At 70.1% G+C, this 15,386-nt stretch carries 12 protein-coding genes and 1 pseudogene; 8 read left to right on the forward strand and 5 right to left on the reverse strand.

The window, feature by feature from the left end; genetic code table 11:
- The first annotated feature begins 353 nt into the window (after window positions 1-353).
- Genes ACNJ93_RS33540 through narI form a run of 4 tightly spaced genes read left to right on the forward strand, consistent with a single transcriptional unit; the run spans window position 354 to window position 7,025 of the window.
- Window positions 354-3,992: a nitrate reductase subunit alpha gene (locus tag ACNJ93_RS33540; RefSeq protein ID WP_418961615.1), complete on the forward strand. Its 3,639-nt coding sequence runs from the start codon at window positions 354-356 to the stop codon at window positions 3,990-3,992.
- Entirely contained in the window at window positions 3,992-5,668 is a 1,677-nt protein-coding gene (gene narH, locus ACNJ93_RS33545) for a nitrate reductase subunit beta (protein ID WP_418961230.1), read from the forward strand. Before ACNJ93_RS33540 ends, narH begins: the two co-directional genes overlap by 1 nt.
- Window positions 5,665-6,294 (forward strand): nitrate reductase molybdenum cofactor assembly chaperone, encoded by a 630-nt coding sequence (narJ, locus tag ACNJ93_RS33550; RefSeq protein WP_418961231.1) that lies wholly within the window; start codon window positions 5,665-5,667, stop codon window positions 6,292-6,294. The genes narH and narJ overlap by 4 nt, the downstream gene beginning before the upstream one ends.
- The gene (gene narI, locus ACNJ93_RS33555; RefSeq protein ID WP_418961232.1) at window positions 6,291-7,025 is read left to right on the forward strand and encodes a respiratory nitrate reductase subunit gamma; all 735 of its coding nucleotides are present in this window, start codon (window positions 6,291-6,293) and stop codon (window positions 7,023-7,025) included. The genes narJ and narI overlap by 4 nt, the downstream gene beginning before the upstream one ends.
- Before the next feature lie 42 nt (window positions 7,026-7,067).
- Here narI and ACNJ93_RS33560 read toward each other — a convergent pair.
- A pseudogene (locus ACNJ93_RS33560) lies at window positions 7,068-7,558 on the reverse strand (universal stress protein); the annotation flags it as partial.
- Between the two features lie 109 nt (window positions 7,559-7,667).
- On the opposite strand from ACNJ93_RS33560, the gene ACNJ93_RS33565 reads away from it, so the two are divergent.
- Together ACNJ93_RS33565 and ACNJ93_RS33570 are read left to right on the forward strand one after the other, a co-directional pair.
- The gene (locus ACNJ93_RS33565) at window positions 7,668-8,069 is read left to right on the forward strand and encodes a hypothetical protein (RefSeq protein ID WP_418961233.1); all 402 of its coding nucleotides are present in this window, start codon (window positions 7,668-7,670) and stop codon (window positions 8,067-8,069) included.
- A gap of 681 nt (window positions 8,070-8,750) precedes the next feature.
- Window positions 8,751-9,623, forward strand: a complete 873-nt coding sequence (locus tag ACNJ93_RS33570; protein WP_418961234.1) for a DUF4394 domain-containing protein — start codon at window positions 8,751-8,753, stop codon at window positions 9,621-9,623.
- 152 nt (window positions 9,624-9,775) lie between these two features.
- On the opposite strand, the gene ACNJ93_RS33575 is transcribed toward ACNJ93_RS33570, so the two are convergent.
- The 4 genes from ACNJ93_RS33575 to ACNJ93_RS33590 all read right to left on the reverse strand — a co-directional run bounded on the left by ACNJ93_RS33575 (window position 9,776) and on the right by ACNJ93_RS33590 (window position 13,501).
- Entirely contained in the window at window positions 9,776-10,426 is a 651-nt protein-coding gene (locus ACNJ93_RS33575; protein WP_418961235.1) for a fasciclin domain-containing protein, read from the reverse strand.
- Window positions 10,427-10,513: 87 nt separating this feature from the next.
- The gene (locus ACNJ93_RS33580) at window positions 10,514-12,097 is read right to left on the reverse strand and encodes a sulfite oxidase (RefSeq protein WP_418961236.1); all 1,584 of its coding nucleotides are present in this window, start codon (window positions 12,095-12,097) and stop codon (window positions 10,514-10,516) included.
- Window positions 12,098-12,380: 283 nt separating this feature from the next.
- On the reverse strand, window positions 12,381-12,710 hold the full coding sequence (locus tag ACNJ93_RS33585; protein ID WP_418961237.1) for an MMPL family transporter: 330 nt from the start codon (window positions 12,708-12,710) through the stop codon (window positions 12,381-12,383).
- A gap of 554 nt (window positions 12,711-13,264) precedes the next feature.
- A complete protein-coding gene (locus tag ACNJ93_RS33590; protein ID WP_418961238.1) occupies window positions 13,265-13,501 on the reverse strand; it encodes a chaplin in 237 nt (78 codons plus the stop codon).
- Window positions 13,502-13,868: 367 nt separating this feature from the next.
- Between ACNJ93_RS33590 and sigK the strand changes: the two genes are divergently transcribed.
- Together sigK and ACNJ93_RS33600 are read left to right on the forward strand one after the other, a co-directional pair.
- Window positions 13,869-14,462, forward strand: coding sequence for an ECF RNA polymerase sigma factor SigK (gene sigK / locus ACNJ93_RS33595; RefSeq protein WP_418961239.1), 594 nt, complete (start codon window positions 13,869-13,871; stop codon window positions 14,460-14,462).
- Window positions 14,459-15,208, forward strand: a complete 750-nt coding sequence (locus ACNJ93_RS33600) for an anti-sigma factor (protein WP_418961240.1) — start codon at window positions 14,459-14,461, stop codon at window positions 15,206-15,208. Before sigK ends, ACNJ93_RS33600 begins: the two co-directional genes overlap by 4 nt.
- Window positions 15,209-15,386 lie beyond the last annotated feature (178 nt).

The following is a 15,386-nucleotide window of genomic DNA, read 5'->3' on the forward strand; positions in this document are numbered from 1 at the left end:
TGCACACCGTGCCGGCACCCGCCCGGGCGTCCGCACCACGCCGGTTGCCGCACGGTGATGCTTGCCCAGCACACTCGCGGACCGGCAGGGACCATGCGGGTGAGACGTGGACCGTTCAGCCCCTTGTCGCGAACTCGCTGCCCAGCTGGAATGCGGATCGATGGGGAAACGAATGCGAAGCCCCCTTTCAGCCCAAATGGTGCGAATGCCCAGGTATGTGTGGGTAAGTTGTCGTGTCAGGTGTCTCCTGCCCCGCATCCAAGCGAGAGGTGACGATCGTGGCGGACAGCAGTGCCTCTCGCGTCCCCGACGGCGGTGACGGGGATGCCTACGACGGCGCGGCTGCTGACGCCCTGCTGCGTGCCGGCCGCTTCTTCACCCGGCGCGAGGTCTCCTCCGACCGGCGGGCGGTCTTCCTGGAGGGCGGCCGGCAGGGCGATGTCTTCTACCGGGACCGGTGGAGTCACGACAAGGTCGTGCGATCGACGCACGGGGTGAACTGCACGGGTTCGTGCTCGTGGAAGGTCTACGTCAAGGACGGGATCATCACCTGGGAGAGTCAGCAGACCGACTACCCCTCGGTCGGCCCGGACTCCCCCGAGTACGAGCCGCGCGGCTGCCCTCGGGGTGCGGCGTTCTCCTGGTACACCTACTCGCCCACGCGGGTTCGTTTTCCCTACGCGCGCGGGGTGCTGGTCGAGATGTACCGCAAGGCCAAGGCGCGCCTGGGTGACCCGGTGCTCGCGTGGGCCGACGTCGTGGGCGACTCGGAACGGCGCCGCCGCTACCAGCAGGCCCGCGGCAAGGGCGGCCATGTGCGGGTCTCATGGGACGAGGCGGTCGAGATGGTGGCCGCCGCTCACGTGCACACGATTGTTCGATGGGGCCCGGACCGCATCGCCGGCTTCTCGCCGATCCCGGCGATGTCGATGGTCTCGCACGCGATCGGGGCGAGGTTCATCGAGCTGATCGGCGGCTGCATGACCTCCTTCTACGACTGGTACGCCGACCTGCCGGTGGCTTCCCCGCAGGTGTTCGGGGACCAGACCGATGTCCCGGAGTCCGGCGACTGGTGGAACGCCGCCTACTTGATCATGTGGGGCTCGAACGTGCCCGTCACGCGGACCCCGGACGCGCACTGGATGGCCGAGGCCCGCTACCGCGGCCAGAAGGTGGTCGTGGTCTCGCCCGACTACGCCGACAACACCAAGTTCGCCGACCAGTGGCTTCACGCCCAGCCAGGCACGGACGGCGCCCTGGCCATGGCCATGGGCCACGTGATCCTCAAGGAGTGTTTCGTCGAGCGGCGGGTGCCGTTCTTCGTCGACTACGTGCGGCGCTACACCGACCTGCCGTTCCTGGTGACCCTGGAGGAGCGCGAGGGTTCCCTCGTACCGGCGAAGTTCCTGCGCGCGTGTGACCTCGGCGAGACGTCCGACGGAGCGGAGTGGAAGACCGTCCTGGTCGACAGCCGTACGGGTGAGCCGGTCGTGCCCGGCGGCACGCTGGGCGAGCGGTGGACGGAATCCGGCGTGGGGCGCTGGAATCTGGACCTTGGCGATGTCAGCCCGCAGTTGACGCTGCTGGGGGAGAGGGCAGAGCCCGTCGAGGTGCTGCTGCCACGCTTCGACACGACCGAGGCGACCAGCAGTGTTCTGCGCCGTGGTGTCCCGGCGCGGCGTATCGAGGGTCGGCTGGTGACGACGGTGTTCGACCTGATGCTCGCGCAGTACGGGGTCCGGCGCGACGGCCTGCCGGGCGACTGGCCGGCGGGCTACGGCGACGCCGCCCACCCGTATACGCCGGCCTGGCAGGAGGCGCACACCTCCGTGCCGGCCGCGACCGCGATCCGCGTGGCCCGGGAGATGGCCCGCAGTTCCGAGCGGTCGGGCGGCCGCACGATGATCATCATGGGGGCGGGGATCTGCCAGTGGTTCCACGGGGACGCCACATATCGGGCGATCCTCGCGCTGCTGATGCTGACCGGCGCGATGGGCCGCAACGGTGGTGGCTGGGCCCACTACGTCGGACAGGAGAAGTGCCGGCCGTTCACCGGCTGGTCCACGCTGGCGATGGCGACGGACTGGCAGCGTCCGCCCCGGCAGATGATCGGCACCGCGTACTGGTACACCCACACCGACCAGTGGCGCTACGACGGCAACCGGGCCGACGCGCTCGCCTCACCGCTGGCCCGCGGAGACCTGGCCGGCATGCACACCGCGGACACCATCGCGCTGTCCGCTCGGCTGGGCTGGATGCCCTCCTACCCGCAGTTCGACCGCAATCCGCTCGACCTGGCCGACGAGGCCGCCGCAGCGGGCGTGGCTCCCGCGGAGCATGTCGCCCGCAAGCTGGCCTCGGGCGAGCTGGGGTGGGCATGCGAGGACCCGGACGCCGAGGAGAACTGGCCCCGGTGCCTGACCCTGTGGCGGGCCAACCTGTTCGGTTCCTCCGGCAAAGGCAACGAGTACTTCCTCAAGCACCTGCTGGGGACGCATTCCAGCCTGCGCGCACAGGAAACACCCGCCCACCTCCGCCCCCGGGACATCACCTGGCGCAACGAGGCACCGCAAGGGAAGCTGGACCTGCTGCTGGCGCTGGACTTCAGGATGACCAGCTCCACGCTGCTCGCGGACATCGTGCTGCCCGCCGCGACCTGGTACGAGAAGCACGATCTGTCCTCGACGGACATGCATCCCTTCGTCCACGCCTTCACCCCGGCGATCGACCCGCCCTGGGAGACCCGCTCCGACTTCGCCGCGTTCACCGCTATCGCCCGGGGTTTCAGCGCGATGGCGCGCGAGCACCTCGGCGTGCGGCGTGACATCGTCGCCACCGCGCTGCAGCACGACACCCCCGGCGAGACCGCCCAGGCCATGGGCAACGTCCGCGACTGGCGAGGCGGCGCCGTCACTCCCGTCCCCGGCCGGACGATGCCGGCCCTGACCGTGGTGGAGCGGGACTACGGGGCGGTCGCGGACAAACTCACCGCGCTGGGCCCGCTCACCGAACAGCTGGGCGTGAGTGTCAAAGGGCTCACGCTTCGCCCCGACGAAGAGGTGCAGCACCTCGCCCGCGTCAACGGCGTGATGATCGGCGGCGCGGGCGAGGGCCGTCCCGCCCTGGACACCGACGCCAAGATGGCCGAGGCCATCCTCGCCCTGTCAGGCACCACCAACGGCCGGCTCGCCGTCCAGGGCTTCCGCACCGCCGAACAGCGCGTCGGGCGACCGCTCGCCCACCTCGCCGAAGGCAGCGAAGAGAGGCGGATCACCTTCGCCGACACCCAGGCCCAGCCCGTCCCCGTCATCACCAGCCCCGAGTGGTCGGGCAGCGAGACCGGCGGCCGGCGCTACGCCGCATTCACCACCAACGTCGAGGAACTCAAACCCTGGCACACCCTCACCGGGCGTATGCACTTCCTCCTCGACCACGACTGGATGCACGAGTTCGGCGAGACACTCCCGGTCTACCGGCCGCCGCTGGACATGCACCGGCTCTTCGGAGAGCCCGAGATCGGCCCGGACGGCGAGAAACAGGTCGTCGTCCGCTATCTCACCCCGCACTCGAAGTGGTCGATCCACTCCGAGTACCAGGACAACCTCTTCATGCTCTCCCTCTCCCGCGGCGGCCCCACCGTGTGGATGAGCCCCGCCGACGCCGAAGCGATCGGCGCGCGCGACAACGACTGGGTCGAGGCGGTCAACCGCAACGGCGTCATGGTGGCGCGCGCGATCGTCTCGCACCGCATGCCGACCGGCACCGTGTACGTCCATCACGCCCAAGAACGCGTGGTCAACGTCCCCATCGCCGAGACGAGCGGGCGGCGCGGCGGCATCCACAACTCCCTCACCCGCATCCTCATCAAACCCACCCACCTCATCGGCGGCTACGCCCAGCTGTCGTTCGCCTTCAACTACCTCGGCCCGACCGGCAACCAGCGCGACGAAGTGACCGTCATCCGCCGCCGCGCTCAGGAGGTGACGTACTGATGAAGGTGATGGCGCAGCTGGCGATGGTGATGAACCTCGACAAGTGCATCGGCTGCCACACCTGCTCGGTCACCTGCAAACAGGCGTGGACCAACCGCAGCGGCGTCGAGTACGTCTGGTTCAACAACGTCGAGACCCGGCCCGGCCAAGGCTACCCGCGGCGCTACGAAGACCAGGACAGGTGGCAGGGCGGCTGGGTCCGCACCCGTTCCGGCCGCCTCAGGCTCAAAGCAGGCGGACGCCTGCGCAAGCTGCTGACCATCTTCGCCAACCCGGTTCTCCCCAACATCCGCGACTATTACGAGCCCTGGACCTACGACTACGAGAACCTCACCACCGCGCCGCTGGGTGACGACTTCCCCGTCGCACAGCCCAAGTCCCTGATCTCCGGCGAGCCGATGCGCGTGGAGTGGAGCGCCAACTGGGACGACAGCCTCGGCGGCGGCGCCCAGATCGCCGACCGCGACCCGGTCATCGAGCGCATCCGGCGCGAGGCCGAGGAGAAGGTGCGCTTCGCCTACGAGCAGGCGTACATGTTCTACCTGCCGCGGATCTGCGAGCACTGCCTGAACCCCTCGTGCGTCGCCTCCTGCCCCTCCGGGGCGCTGTACAAGCGGTCCGAGGACGGCATCGTGCTCGTCGACCAGGACCGCTGCCGAGGTTGGCGGATGTGCGTGACCGGCTGCCCGTACAAGAAGGTCTACTTCAACCACCGCACGGGCAAGGCCGAGAAGTGCACCTTCTGTTACCCCCGTGTCGAGGTCGGCCTGCCCACCGTGTGCTCCGAGACCTGCGTCGGCCGCCTGCGCTACATCGGCCTGATCCTCTACGACGCCGACCGAGTCGGTGAGGCGGCAGCAGTCGCTGACGAGAAGGACCTGTACGAGGCGCAACTGGGTCTCATGCTCGACCCGTCCGACCCGCAGGTGATCACGGCGGCGCGCCGGGACGGCATCCCCGACGACTGGCTGGAAGCCGCCTGCCGCTCCCCGGTCTACGCCCTGGCCAAGGACTACCGGGTGGCGCTACCCCTCCACCCGGAGTTCCGCACGATGCCGATGGTCTGGTACGTGCCGCCGCTGTCCCCGGTCGTCGACGCGCTGACCGAGACGGGCCACGACGGCGAGGACGTCGACAACCTCTTCGGCGCCATCGACACCCTGCGGATCCCGATCGAGTACCTCGCCGAGCTGTTCACCGCAGGCGACAGCGAACCCGTGCGCCGCGTGTTGGAACGCCTCTCGGCCATGCGGTCCTACATGCGGGCCGTCAACCTCGGCGACCCGCCTGACGAGCGGATCGCCACGGCGGCCGGAATGACCGGGCAGGAAGTGACCTCGCTCTACCGGCTGCTCGCCGTCGCCAAGTATCACGACCGCTACGTGATCCCCACCGCGTACGAGGCGGACGGCCGGCGGCTCGAGGAGACCGCCTGCAGTCTCGACTTCGAGGGCGGCCCCGGGATGTACGACAGTGGTCCCTTCGGTGAAGCCTCCGGCCGGCCCGTACCCGTGTCTGTCGAAACGTTCCACGCTCTCAAGGAGCGGCAGACCACCGGTGGTATCGCTGATCCTGAGCAACGGGGCGCCCGGATCAACCTGCTGAACTGGGACGGCAAAGGACGACCCGAGGGCCTGTTCCCACCCGAGCACCCGCAGCCGGAGGAGAAGCCGTGACTGCCCAGCGCGACGCCGCAGTGATCTGCCAGGCAGCCGCGGTCCTGCTGCAGTATCCCGACGAAGCCGTCCTCGACCGGATTCCTCTGGTCGCCGAGGCCATCGCTGACCTGCCCCCCGGCACCGCACAATCCACGCTTGCGTACTTCCTGCGCCACCTCGAGGACACGCCGCCGCGCGATCTCGCCGAGCACTACGTCGCCATCTTCGACCGCCGACGACGCTGCTGCCTCTACCTGACCTGGTGGACCGACGGCGAAACCCGCCGCCGCGGCCAGTCCCTGGCCGCCCTGAAGGGCCGCTACCGCCGCCACGGACTCGAACTCGGCGGCAACGAGCTCCCCGACTACCTGCCGGTCGTCCTCGAGTACACCGCGACCGGCGGCCTGGCCGACGGACTAGCCCTCCTCCAGGAGCACCGCGCCGGGATCGAGCTGCTGAGACTGGCCCTGCAAGACGCGGGCTCGCCCTACACCGCCGTCATCGAAGCCGTGTGCACACTGCTGCCCGGCCCCTCACCGCAGGACCGGGCAGCAGCCCAGCGCCTGGCCCGGACCGGACCGCCCGAGGAGACCGTCGGCCTGGAGCCCTTCGGACCGATGCAATCGGGAGGTGCCCGGCGTTGAGAGCTCTCGATGTCCTCCTGTGGGGCGTCCTGCCGTACGTCACGATCGTTGTCCTTGTCGGCGGCACCCTGTGGCGCTACCGGTACGACCAGTTCGGCTGGACCACCCGCTCCTCCGAACTGTACGAGTCGCGGCTGCTGCGCATCGGCAGCCCGCTCTTCCACTTCGGCATCCTCGTCGTGATCATCGGCCACGTGATCGGACTGCTCATTCCGCAGAGCTGGACCACGGCGATCGGCGTGTCCGAGACGGCCTACCACGTGCAGGCACTCGTCCTCGGCAGCATCGCAGGCATCGCCACGCTCGCCGGAGCGGCGATCCTCATCTACCGCCGGCGCACCACCGGCCCGGTATTCATGGCGACCACCCGCAACGACAAGACGATGTACGTCGTCCTCGTCGCGGCCATCGCCGCCGGGCTCGCCACCACCCTGCTGGGCGCGGGCGTCGTCGGAGAGGAGCACAACTACCGGGAAACGGTCTCCCCCTGGTTCCGCTCCGTCTTCACACTGCAGCCGGACACCGACGCCATGACGGCAGCGCCGCTGTCGTTTCAGCTGCACACGCTCATCGGCATGCTGCTGTTCGCCGTCTGGCCGTTCACCCGGCTCGTCCACGCCTTCACCGCGCCCGTCGGCTACCTCTTCCGGCCCTACATCGTCTACCGCTCCCATTCCGCCGGCGGCGCGGCGCGGGTGCGACGCCGGGGCTGGGAAGGCCCGCGCCCGTAGCGGAGACGACCCTCGCTCGAACGGGACCGACCCCTGGGAGGGTCAGCGACGGTCGCCGGGGCCCCGCACCACGGCGACCGGGCAATGCGCGTGGTGCAGCAGGGCCTGGCTGGCCGAGCCGAGCAGCAGGCCGGCGAAGCCGCTGCGCCCCGGGCACCGATGACCAGGAGCTGGGCGGTTCTGCTCGCCTCGATCAGGGCCTCGCGGGAACCTCCGCGCACCACTCTGCGCTCGACCGCGATGCCCGGGTACCTCTCCTGGCGGCCGGCGAGAGCTTCGGACAGCAGGCGCTCACCTGGCTGGTTCGCATACGGCAACCCGGGGTCCTGCGGCGTAGGGGCCGGAGCGTTCCATGGGTCCAGGCGTGGAGGGCGACGACTTTGACCTCGCGCAGCGCGGCCTCGGTGAATGCGAAGTCGACTGCCTTCACACCCCCTGGAGCCGTCGACCCCAACCACGATACGTCCGTCGGCATCCGGCAGGTCCCGCACCACCATCACCGGACACTGGCCGTGTGCGGCCAGATGCACGGCCGGGCCTGTCCGGCGGATCTGGCCGGGTCGCGGTACACGCGTCTGCGGCGTACAAAGGGCGTCGACCGGATCCGCTCTGATCCTTCGGGCAGGCCTAGGATGGGCGCCCATGAGCTGCCTCACCGATGACGTGCCGTTGCTGGAGTTGCTGTGCGCTGCTGACGAAGTGCGGGTCCCTGGCGAACTGGAGTCGTCGCTCCCTCACGAGAACGCTCCCGACGCGGTAGTGGACACATACGCGGTCGACGGCGGCCGGCTCCTTCTCACTCTTTGGCGCGGCCGGCTGCATGAGGTGATCTACCAGATCCCGGCGGAGTCCGGAGAGGACGCGGCGCGGCGCAATGACCGACTGTTCGCGCACTACGGACAGGGCGACGGCTGGAGCGAGATTCTCGACAACGGTTTCGGCAAGACCTATCGCCGTGCCGATCAGCAGCTATACGCATTGTGGAGCTACGCGATGGACATCGCGACCTTCGGCACGATGGACTTCCATCAGGTCAAGTGGTAGATCCTGAACGGCGGATCACGGTTGGAGCCTTGGGTCGTGTCCGATGGGTCGCGTGACTCTGTCGCTGGGGACTCGTTCCGTGGGGCATGGTCCGGGGAGGTCTTTCGGACGAGGAGTGGGCTCGGCTGGACCGCACTTGCCGAGGAATCGCGGGCGGGGTGGTCGCATCCCGAAGACGTCGACTGCCACAACTGACCCCCGCCCAGCGCCCGACGGACCACGCTCCGTCCCGGCCCGCGCCGGAATGGGGTGCTCGGGTGAGGCCCCGGTCCCCGCGTGACGGCGGGACGCAGTACGGCCGGGGCCCATCCGGGAGCCGTTCCCGACCTGAGCGACCTTTCAGGCCCACGCCGAGCATTCCGCATTGTGGCGGAGTCAGCGCGATCTCCAGGCAGTCGTTGCGGTTCCCGGTGGCCGAGGTGCTCAGCCTGCAGTGACGACGGGCCCACTGTTGTTCGACTGGCGCTGCAGCGACGCGCCAGCAGCCTGGTCCCGGCCTTCCCCTGGGGCTGGCCGCGAGACTCGCGGCGTGCGGTGGGCCCGACCTGGATGGCGCAGCCCGGGGCGGCGCTCTTGGGCCATGCGAGTGGCATCCGCCCCGGGCACCGATCCCCTTCGGTGCCGGTGACGAATTCACCACGACTCCTGGGCCACCGTGGCCCAGGCCTCGATGAAGGAGTGATGATGCGCAACCGGACCGTGACAGCGGCTTCCGCGCTCGTCTTGGCCGCCCTGTGCGCGGCGCCCGCGCTGGCGGCGCCCGACCTGGGCTCGAAGACGGTGCCCGCCCACGACCACAAGGCCCTGCACGCCATCGGTCTGACCGCCGACCAGCGTCTCGTCGAGTTCGACGTCCACAAGCCCTCCAAGACCTGGTCGCTGGGCAAGATCTCGGGTCTGTCCGGGGACACCAAGCTGGTCGGGATCGACTTCCGCGTCCAGAACGAGAGGCTGTACGGCGTCGGCGACCGGGGCGGCATCTACACCCTGAACACCGCCAACGCCATGGCCATGAAGGTCTCCCAGCTGACGGTGGCCCTGGCCGGCAGCACGTTCGGCGTGGACTTCAACCCCGCCGCCAACCGGCTGCGGGTCATCTCCAACACCGGACAGAACCTGCGCCACAACATCGACGACGCAGCCGCCCCTCTCACCACCACCGTCGACGGAACCCTGACCAACCCGACCATGCCGCCGTCGACCGCGATGGGCGTGACCGGAGCCGCCTACACCAACAACGACCTGAACGCCGCCACCGCGACGACGCTGTTCGACCTCGACACGATGGCCGACCGCATCTCCCTGCAGTCTCCCGCCAACGCCGGCACCCTGGCCCCCACCGGCAACCTCGGCGTGGACGCCGCTCTCGACGCCGGCCTCGACATCTACTACAACCCGGTCGCCGGCACGAACCACGGCTTTGCAACCATCGGCAACGGTGGGTCTTACCGCCTCTACGCGGTCGACGTGCTGACCGGAAAGGCCACCAGCACGGGCACCTACCCGACCAAGTACCAGGTGACCGACCTGGCTCTGCCCGTCAACCAGAAGTAGACCCCGCCCGTCCGTGGCCGGCCCGGGCGCGGCACCCCCGCTGCGCCCAGTCCCCTGATCTGGCTACGGGCCGTGGTCGTGCCGGTGGCCCTGCACCCTTCCGAGGAGGACGGGTGCAGGGCCACCGTGGCTTGCGGACCGTGCGCCAAGCCCTACTTGGGCATGAGGACGGTGTCGATGATGTAGACGTTGGCGTTGGCGGTCCTGACGTTGCCGCAGACCACGTTGGCGGTGTCGTTGACCTTGTAGGACTCGCCCGAGCCGGTCGTGGTGACCATGCCCTTCTGCAGGGTCTCGAAGCTGCCGCTCTCCAGCTGCTTCGGAGTCAGCTTCTGACCCACGACATGGTACGTGAGGATCTTGGTGAGGGTGGCCTTGTCGGCGAGGACCTTGTCGAGGTCGGCCTTCGGGATCTTGGCGAAGGCGTCGTTCGTCGGGGCGAAGACGGTGATGTCCTTGGCGTTGTTCAGGGTGTCCACCAGGCCGGCCTGCTTGACCGCCGTCACGAGGGTCGACAGGGCGGGGTTGTTGGACGCGGCGGTGGCGACCGGGTCCTTGGCCATGCCGTCGAAGGAGCCCGCGCCTTCCTCGGGCACGCCGGCGCAGGCGGGGCCGAACGGCTGGTCGCCGGTCGTGGTGTCGCCCGCCGGGGTGCTCTCGCCGGTCTTCGCGGCGTCCTCGGCGGCCGTGCTCGGGGTGGCCTTGGTGTCGCTGCCGGAGTCGGAGCACGCGGCCAGGGAGAAGGGCAGCAGAGCGGCTGCGGCGACGGCGATCGCGGTACGGCGGATCTTCATGCTGTTCATGACCAGTTGCTCCTCGGTGACGTGTCTCTGGGTGTTGAGGTGGTTGGTTGTGCTACCCGGTGCGGGCCTTGCGGCCGTCCGGGTGGTCTAGGAGACGGTGACGAAGACGCTGTGCCTGCCGCTCGCCCCGTCGGGGATGGTCCGGGTGCGCTCTTCTGTCTGCACCTGGCCGGTGCCGTCGGTGGCGCGGACGGTGATGTTGTGTCCGCCCGGGGTGGCGTTCCAGCGGTAGGACCACTGGCGCCAGGTGTCGACGCCTGCCTGGGCGGCGAGGTCGGCGTCCTGCCAGGGCCCGTCGTCGACCTGGATCTGAACGCGGGTGATGCCGCGGCGCTGGGCCCAGGCGACGCCCGCGACGGTGACGGTGCCGACGGCGGGGCGGGCGAAGGGTTTGGGGGTGTCGATGCGGGACTGGGTCTTGATGGGCGCGCGGGGTGCCCACTTGCGCTTGACCCAGTAGGGGTCGTAGGCGTCGAAGGTGGTGAGTTCGATGTCCTCGATCCACTTGCAGGCCGAGACGTAGCCGTAGAGGCCGGGGACGAGCATGCGGACGGGGAAGCCGTGCTCGAAGGGGAGGGGCTCGCCGTTCATGCCGACCGCCAGGATGGCGTCGCGGCCGTCCATCACGTCCTCGACGGGGGAGCCGAGCGTCATGCCGTCCACGGAGCGGGCCACCAGCTGATCCGCCCGCCCGCCCTTCGAAGGCGGCCGGACGCCGGCTTCTTCCAGAAGGTCGGCGAGGGGTACGCCGAGCCAGCGGGCGTTGCCGATGTAGGGGCCGCCGACCTCGTTCGAGACGCAGGTCAGGGTGATGTCACGTTCGATGAGCGGGCGGGCCAGGAGCTGGTCGAGGGTGTACGTGCGGGGGCGGGTGACACCCTTTCCGTGGATGCGCAGCCGCCAGGTGCCTGCGTCGACCTTGGGCACGGTCAAGGCGGTGTCGACGCGGTAGAAGTCGGAGTTGGGGGTGGTGAAGACCGTGATGCCGGGTACCTTCAGCTGGACACCGGCCGGTACCGCTGGCGCCGGGGAGGCGGGCTGGGGAAGCATCAGGGTTTGCCGGGAGGCGACGGCGCCCTGGCCTTGGCGGCCGGTGAAGTACCGGCCCAGTACGCCGGCCGAGGTCGCGGCGACGGCGGTGACACCGGCTGCGCTGAGGAACCCGCGCCTGCTCCACGCCCCAGCGCCTGCCTGACCTTCCGGGCCTGGAACGGGGGCGGCTCTGGCCGCCAGCAGGTACAGGGCGAGGGCTCCCGCGACCGCCCCGGCGATCGAGGGCAGTCCGTCACCGGTGCCGGTGGAGTCAGGACGGCTGAGGGCCGCGGCAGCGCCGACGATCCCGAAGAGCAGCACCCCCGCGGCACCGGCGCGCCGATGGGACAGGGCGAGGATGCCGAGACCGACGGCGATGAGGGCGAGAATCACGAGGATCCCCAGCTGGAGAACGATCTTGTCGTTCTCTCCGAACGTGCGGATCGCGAAGTCCTTCACCGCGGCAGGCGTCCTGTCGATCACCGCTCCACCCACCACGGTCACAGGCCCGGCCGCCGGCCGCACCAGTCCGGCCACCAGCTCGGCCACGGCCAGGGCCGTGAAAGCGGCCAGGAGTCCGGCCGGCGCGCCCATCGCGGCGCGGACGAGTTTGCTGCGGAAGCTGCTCACACCCGGCATTCGGCAGCCGCCGCCCGGCGGATTGGTCCGACCCCCGAAAGACTGAAATCCCTCGCCGGTGTTGCCTTACACGATGAGGCGTGGAGGCGGTGGGGCGCTCAGGGGCACCGGCGCGCGAAGCAGGGCCGGCGCCGGAGCACCGGTCGCCCGGGAAGGGGGGCGGGCCACCAGGTGCGGGGGCCGGTGTCAAGGATGAGGAAGAGGCGTACGAGAAGGGTGTCGATGAGGACGCCGAGGGCGACGATGCAGCCGATCTGGGCGAGCTAGAGCAACGGCATCACGGTCAGTGCGGCGAAGGTGGCGGCCAGGATGAGGCCGGCGGCAGTGCGTACAAGACCGCGCAGGCCACCGCGAGGGCCAGGAGCGAGCCCGTGATCACCAGCAGGGGCATGATCACGCTGCGGGAGGCCGGCAGCAGGATCAGCAGGATCAGCAGGACGCCGCTGAGGGCGACGGCCAAAAGGTCGCCGTCGGTGTGCGAGAAGGCTGCATCAAGGTCTGCTTGAGCGGCCGCGGGCTCTGCCAGGTGCACGTTCGTGCCGCCTACCGAGGCCGCCGCCTTTGCGACGGCGGCAAGGCGGGCGGAGCCGCCGTCCGGTTCGGCGGCGACCACCGCCGTGAGGGCCCGGCGGTCCCGGGAGAGGAAACACCTGACGCGCGGCCTGCTGCTGGCGCGCCGAACGTGCGGCCCGCCAGGCTCGTCAGACTGCGGCACGACTCCTGGCCCAGGAGGCGGACGCCTGTCCCCGCGAGGTTGCCGAGGATCTCGTACTGATCGTGTCTGAGCTGGTCGGCAACGCGGTGCTCCACGCGGTCGGTCCCTACGCGCTCACCTTGAGCCTGGAGCGGGGACGGGGGGTATCGCCGTCAGCGACGGAACTGTCCGGGAGGCTCGGCGACGCACAGCGCAAGGTCCGGGGGCCGGGGACTGAAGATCGTCCGGGCGCTGGGGGCGGACGTCTTCGTCAGCCCCTCCGGCTGGGGCAAGCAGGTCATCGTGGTCCTCACCTGGTAGCCCAGGCGGAAAGGACGTGGTGCCGTGGGCGGCTGTGACGACAGCCGCCCACGGCCGACCCGCCCGGAGCACGCTGCCTTCCGGGCGGATCACCGGGTCCGCGCCACCCCGCCTTGTCGGCGGCGGACCGGAGCCCTTTTAGCGGTGCGCGATCAGGCGTTGACGCAGGTGTTGCCGAAGGACGGGTTCAGCAGCCCGATCACGCTGAGGGTGTTGCCGCACGCGTTGACCGGGATGTGGACGGGAACCTGGACGACGTTGCCCGAGCCCACTCCCGGCGAGTACGCGCCCACTCCCTGCGCACCGGCATCGGCCGATGCCATCGACGCGCCGCCGACCACCGCGCCGGCCGCCAGAGCCACCGCCAGACCGTGTCGTACACGAACCATGTGAACTACCTCCCAGAGGGTGCCTCGGCCGCGCAGCCCGCGCGGCCGGTGAAGGAGGCGCGGAACGTCGCTCCGCTCCCCTCACGCACCGTCTTCGCCGTCGTGCGCCCTCCGGCTTGGCCGCTGCGCCCGGCTTCCCTCGAACGGATTACTCAGGGAGGGTGCGGGTGACGAAGCGCCACCCATCCAGCCGCCCGTCCGCTACGAAGAACGGACGACCCACCCACGGGTTTCGGTGACCGGAGCGCCCCAGGCGGTCCGGCCCGATCGAGCGACGACAGAGGACCGGCATGCGATGGACACCCCGCCCCCCGACGGCCGGCCCAGGCCGCCCCTTCGCCTTCTCACCACGACCGGAGCTGCGCAGGTGAACCAGCCCCTTCCCTTCGGCGCCGGCCGCAACGGCCGCCCCGCCGCCGCCGACCTCACCGAGATCATGGGCAAAGTGGCGCGCGGCGACAAGCGGGCCTTCTCCGAGCTCTACGACGCCCTGGCACCCCTGGTCTTCGGCATCGTGGTCAAAGTGGTGCGCGACCGGGCGCAGTCCGAGGAGGTCACCCAGGAGGTCATGATCGACCTGTGGCGGCAGGCGGCGCGCTACCGGCCCGAGACCGGCGCGGTGACGGCATGGGCTGCGACGATCGCCCACCGGCGTGCCGTGGACCGGGTCCGCTCCGCGCAGGCCGCCACCGACCGCGAGCAGGCCCAGGCCGCCCGCGAGCACACCCCCGCCTTCGACGAGGTCACCGAACAGGTCGAGACCCGCCTGGAGTCCGAGCAGGTACGCCGCTGTCTGCGCGGCCTGACGGAACTGCAACGCCAGGCCGTGACCCTGGCCTACTACCGGGGGCTGACCTACCGTGAAGTCGCCGAAGCCCTGCGCACGCCTCTTCCCACCATCAAGACACGCATGCGCGACGGGCTCATCCGGCTCCGCGACTGCATGGGGGTGACCGCATGAAACACCACGCCACCGACGCCCACACCCTCGTCGCCGCCTACGCCCTGGGCGCCCTCGACGACGCCGAACGCAAGGACTTCGACGCCCACCTCCAGACGTGCGAGGCATGCCGGCAGGAAGCCGCCGAGTTCCAGGCGACCACGGCACGCCTGGCGGCAGCGGTCGCCCAGCCGCCGCCTCCGGCAGCCAAGGCACAGGTCATGGCCGCCATCGACGGCGTGCGCCAGCTGCCCCCGCGCATCCCCGCCGCCAGTGCGGCGCCCGTACTCGGCGGCATCCTGCGCCGCCGGGCCGTTCCCCTGGCCCTTGCCGCCAGTGTGGCCGCGGCCGCACTGGGCGGCGTCGCGGTGTGGCAGACGCAGAACGGACAGGAGCTCGAACAGCAGGCGCGCCAGGCCCAGCAGCAGCTCGACGCGGTCAGCGCGGTACTGGCGGCGCCGGACGCACGCACCGTCCACGGCAAGGCCGCCAACGGAGCCCTGACCACCGTCGTCGCCTCCGACCAGCAGAACAAGGCCGTCTTCACCGCCGCCAACCTGCCCGCACCCGGAAGAGGCAAGACCTACCAGTTGTGGCTCGACCACGACGGCACCATGCGCCCGGCCGGACTGCTCGACCACGACGGCACCGTGATCCTCACTGGCGACCCCGCCGACGCGGGCGCCGTCGGCCTCACCCTCGAACCCACAGGAGGATCGTCCCGGCCCACCACCGCCCCCCTGCTTCTGATGGCCCTGCCTGCCTGACCGGCGCTCCGCATCGATCAGCGATCGAGGCACCTCATGGCAAGCCGGTCTCGCCGGCTGAACCGGTACGCCGCTTCGTCCGGTCGTTCCACCTCGCTGTCGGACATCGCTTCCAATCCGATGGCCCGGCTGCTGCGAAGTACAGGTGAAACGCAGCAGCCGAGCGGCGTGTCGAGTG

Source organism: Streptomyces tritici (genome assembly GCF_048500665.1).
Taxonomy (GTDB): domain Bacteria; phylum Actinomycetota; class Actinomycetes; order Streptomycetales; family Streptomycetaceae; genus Streptomyces; species Streptomyces tritici.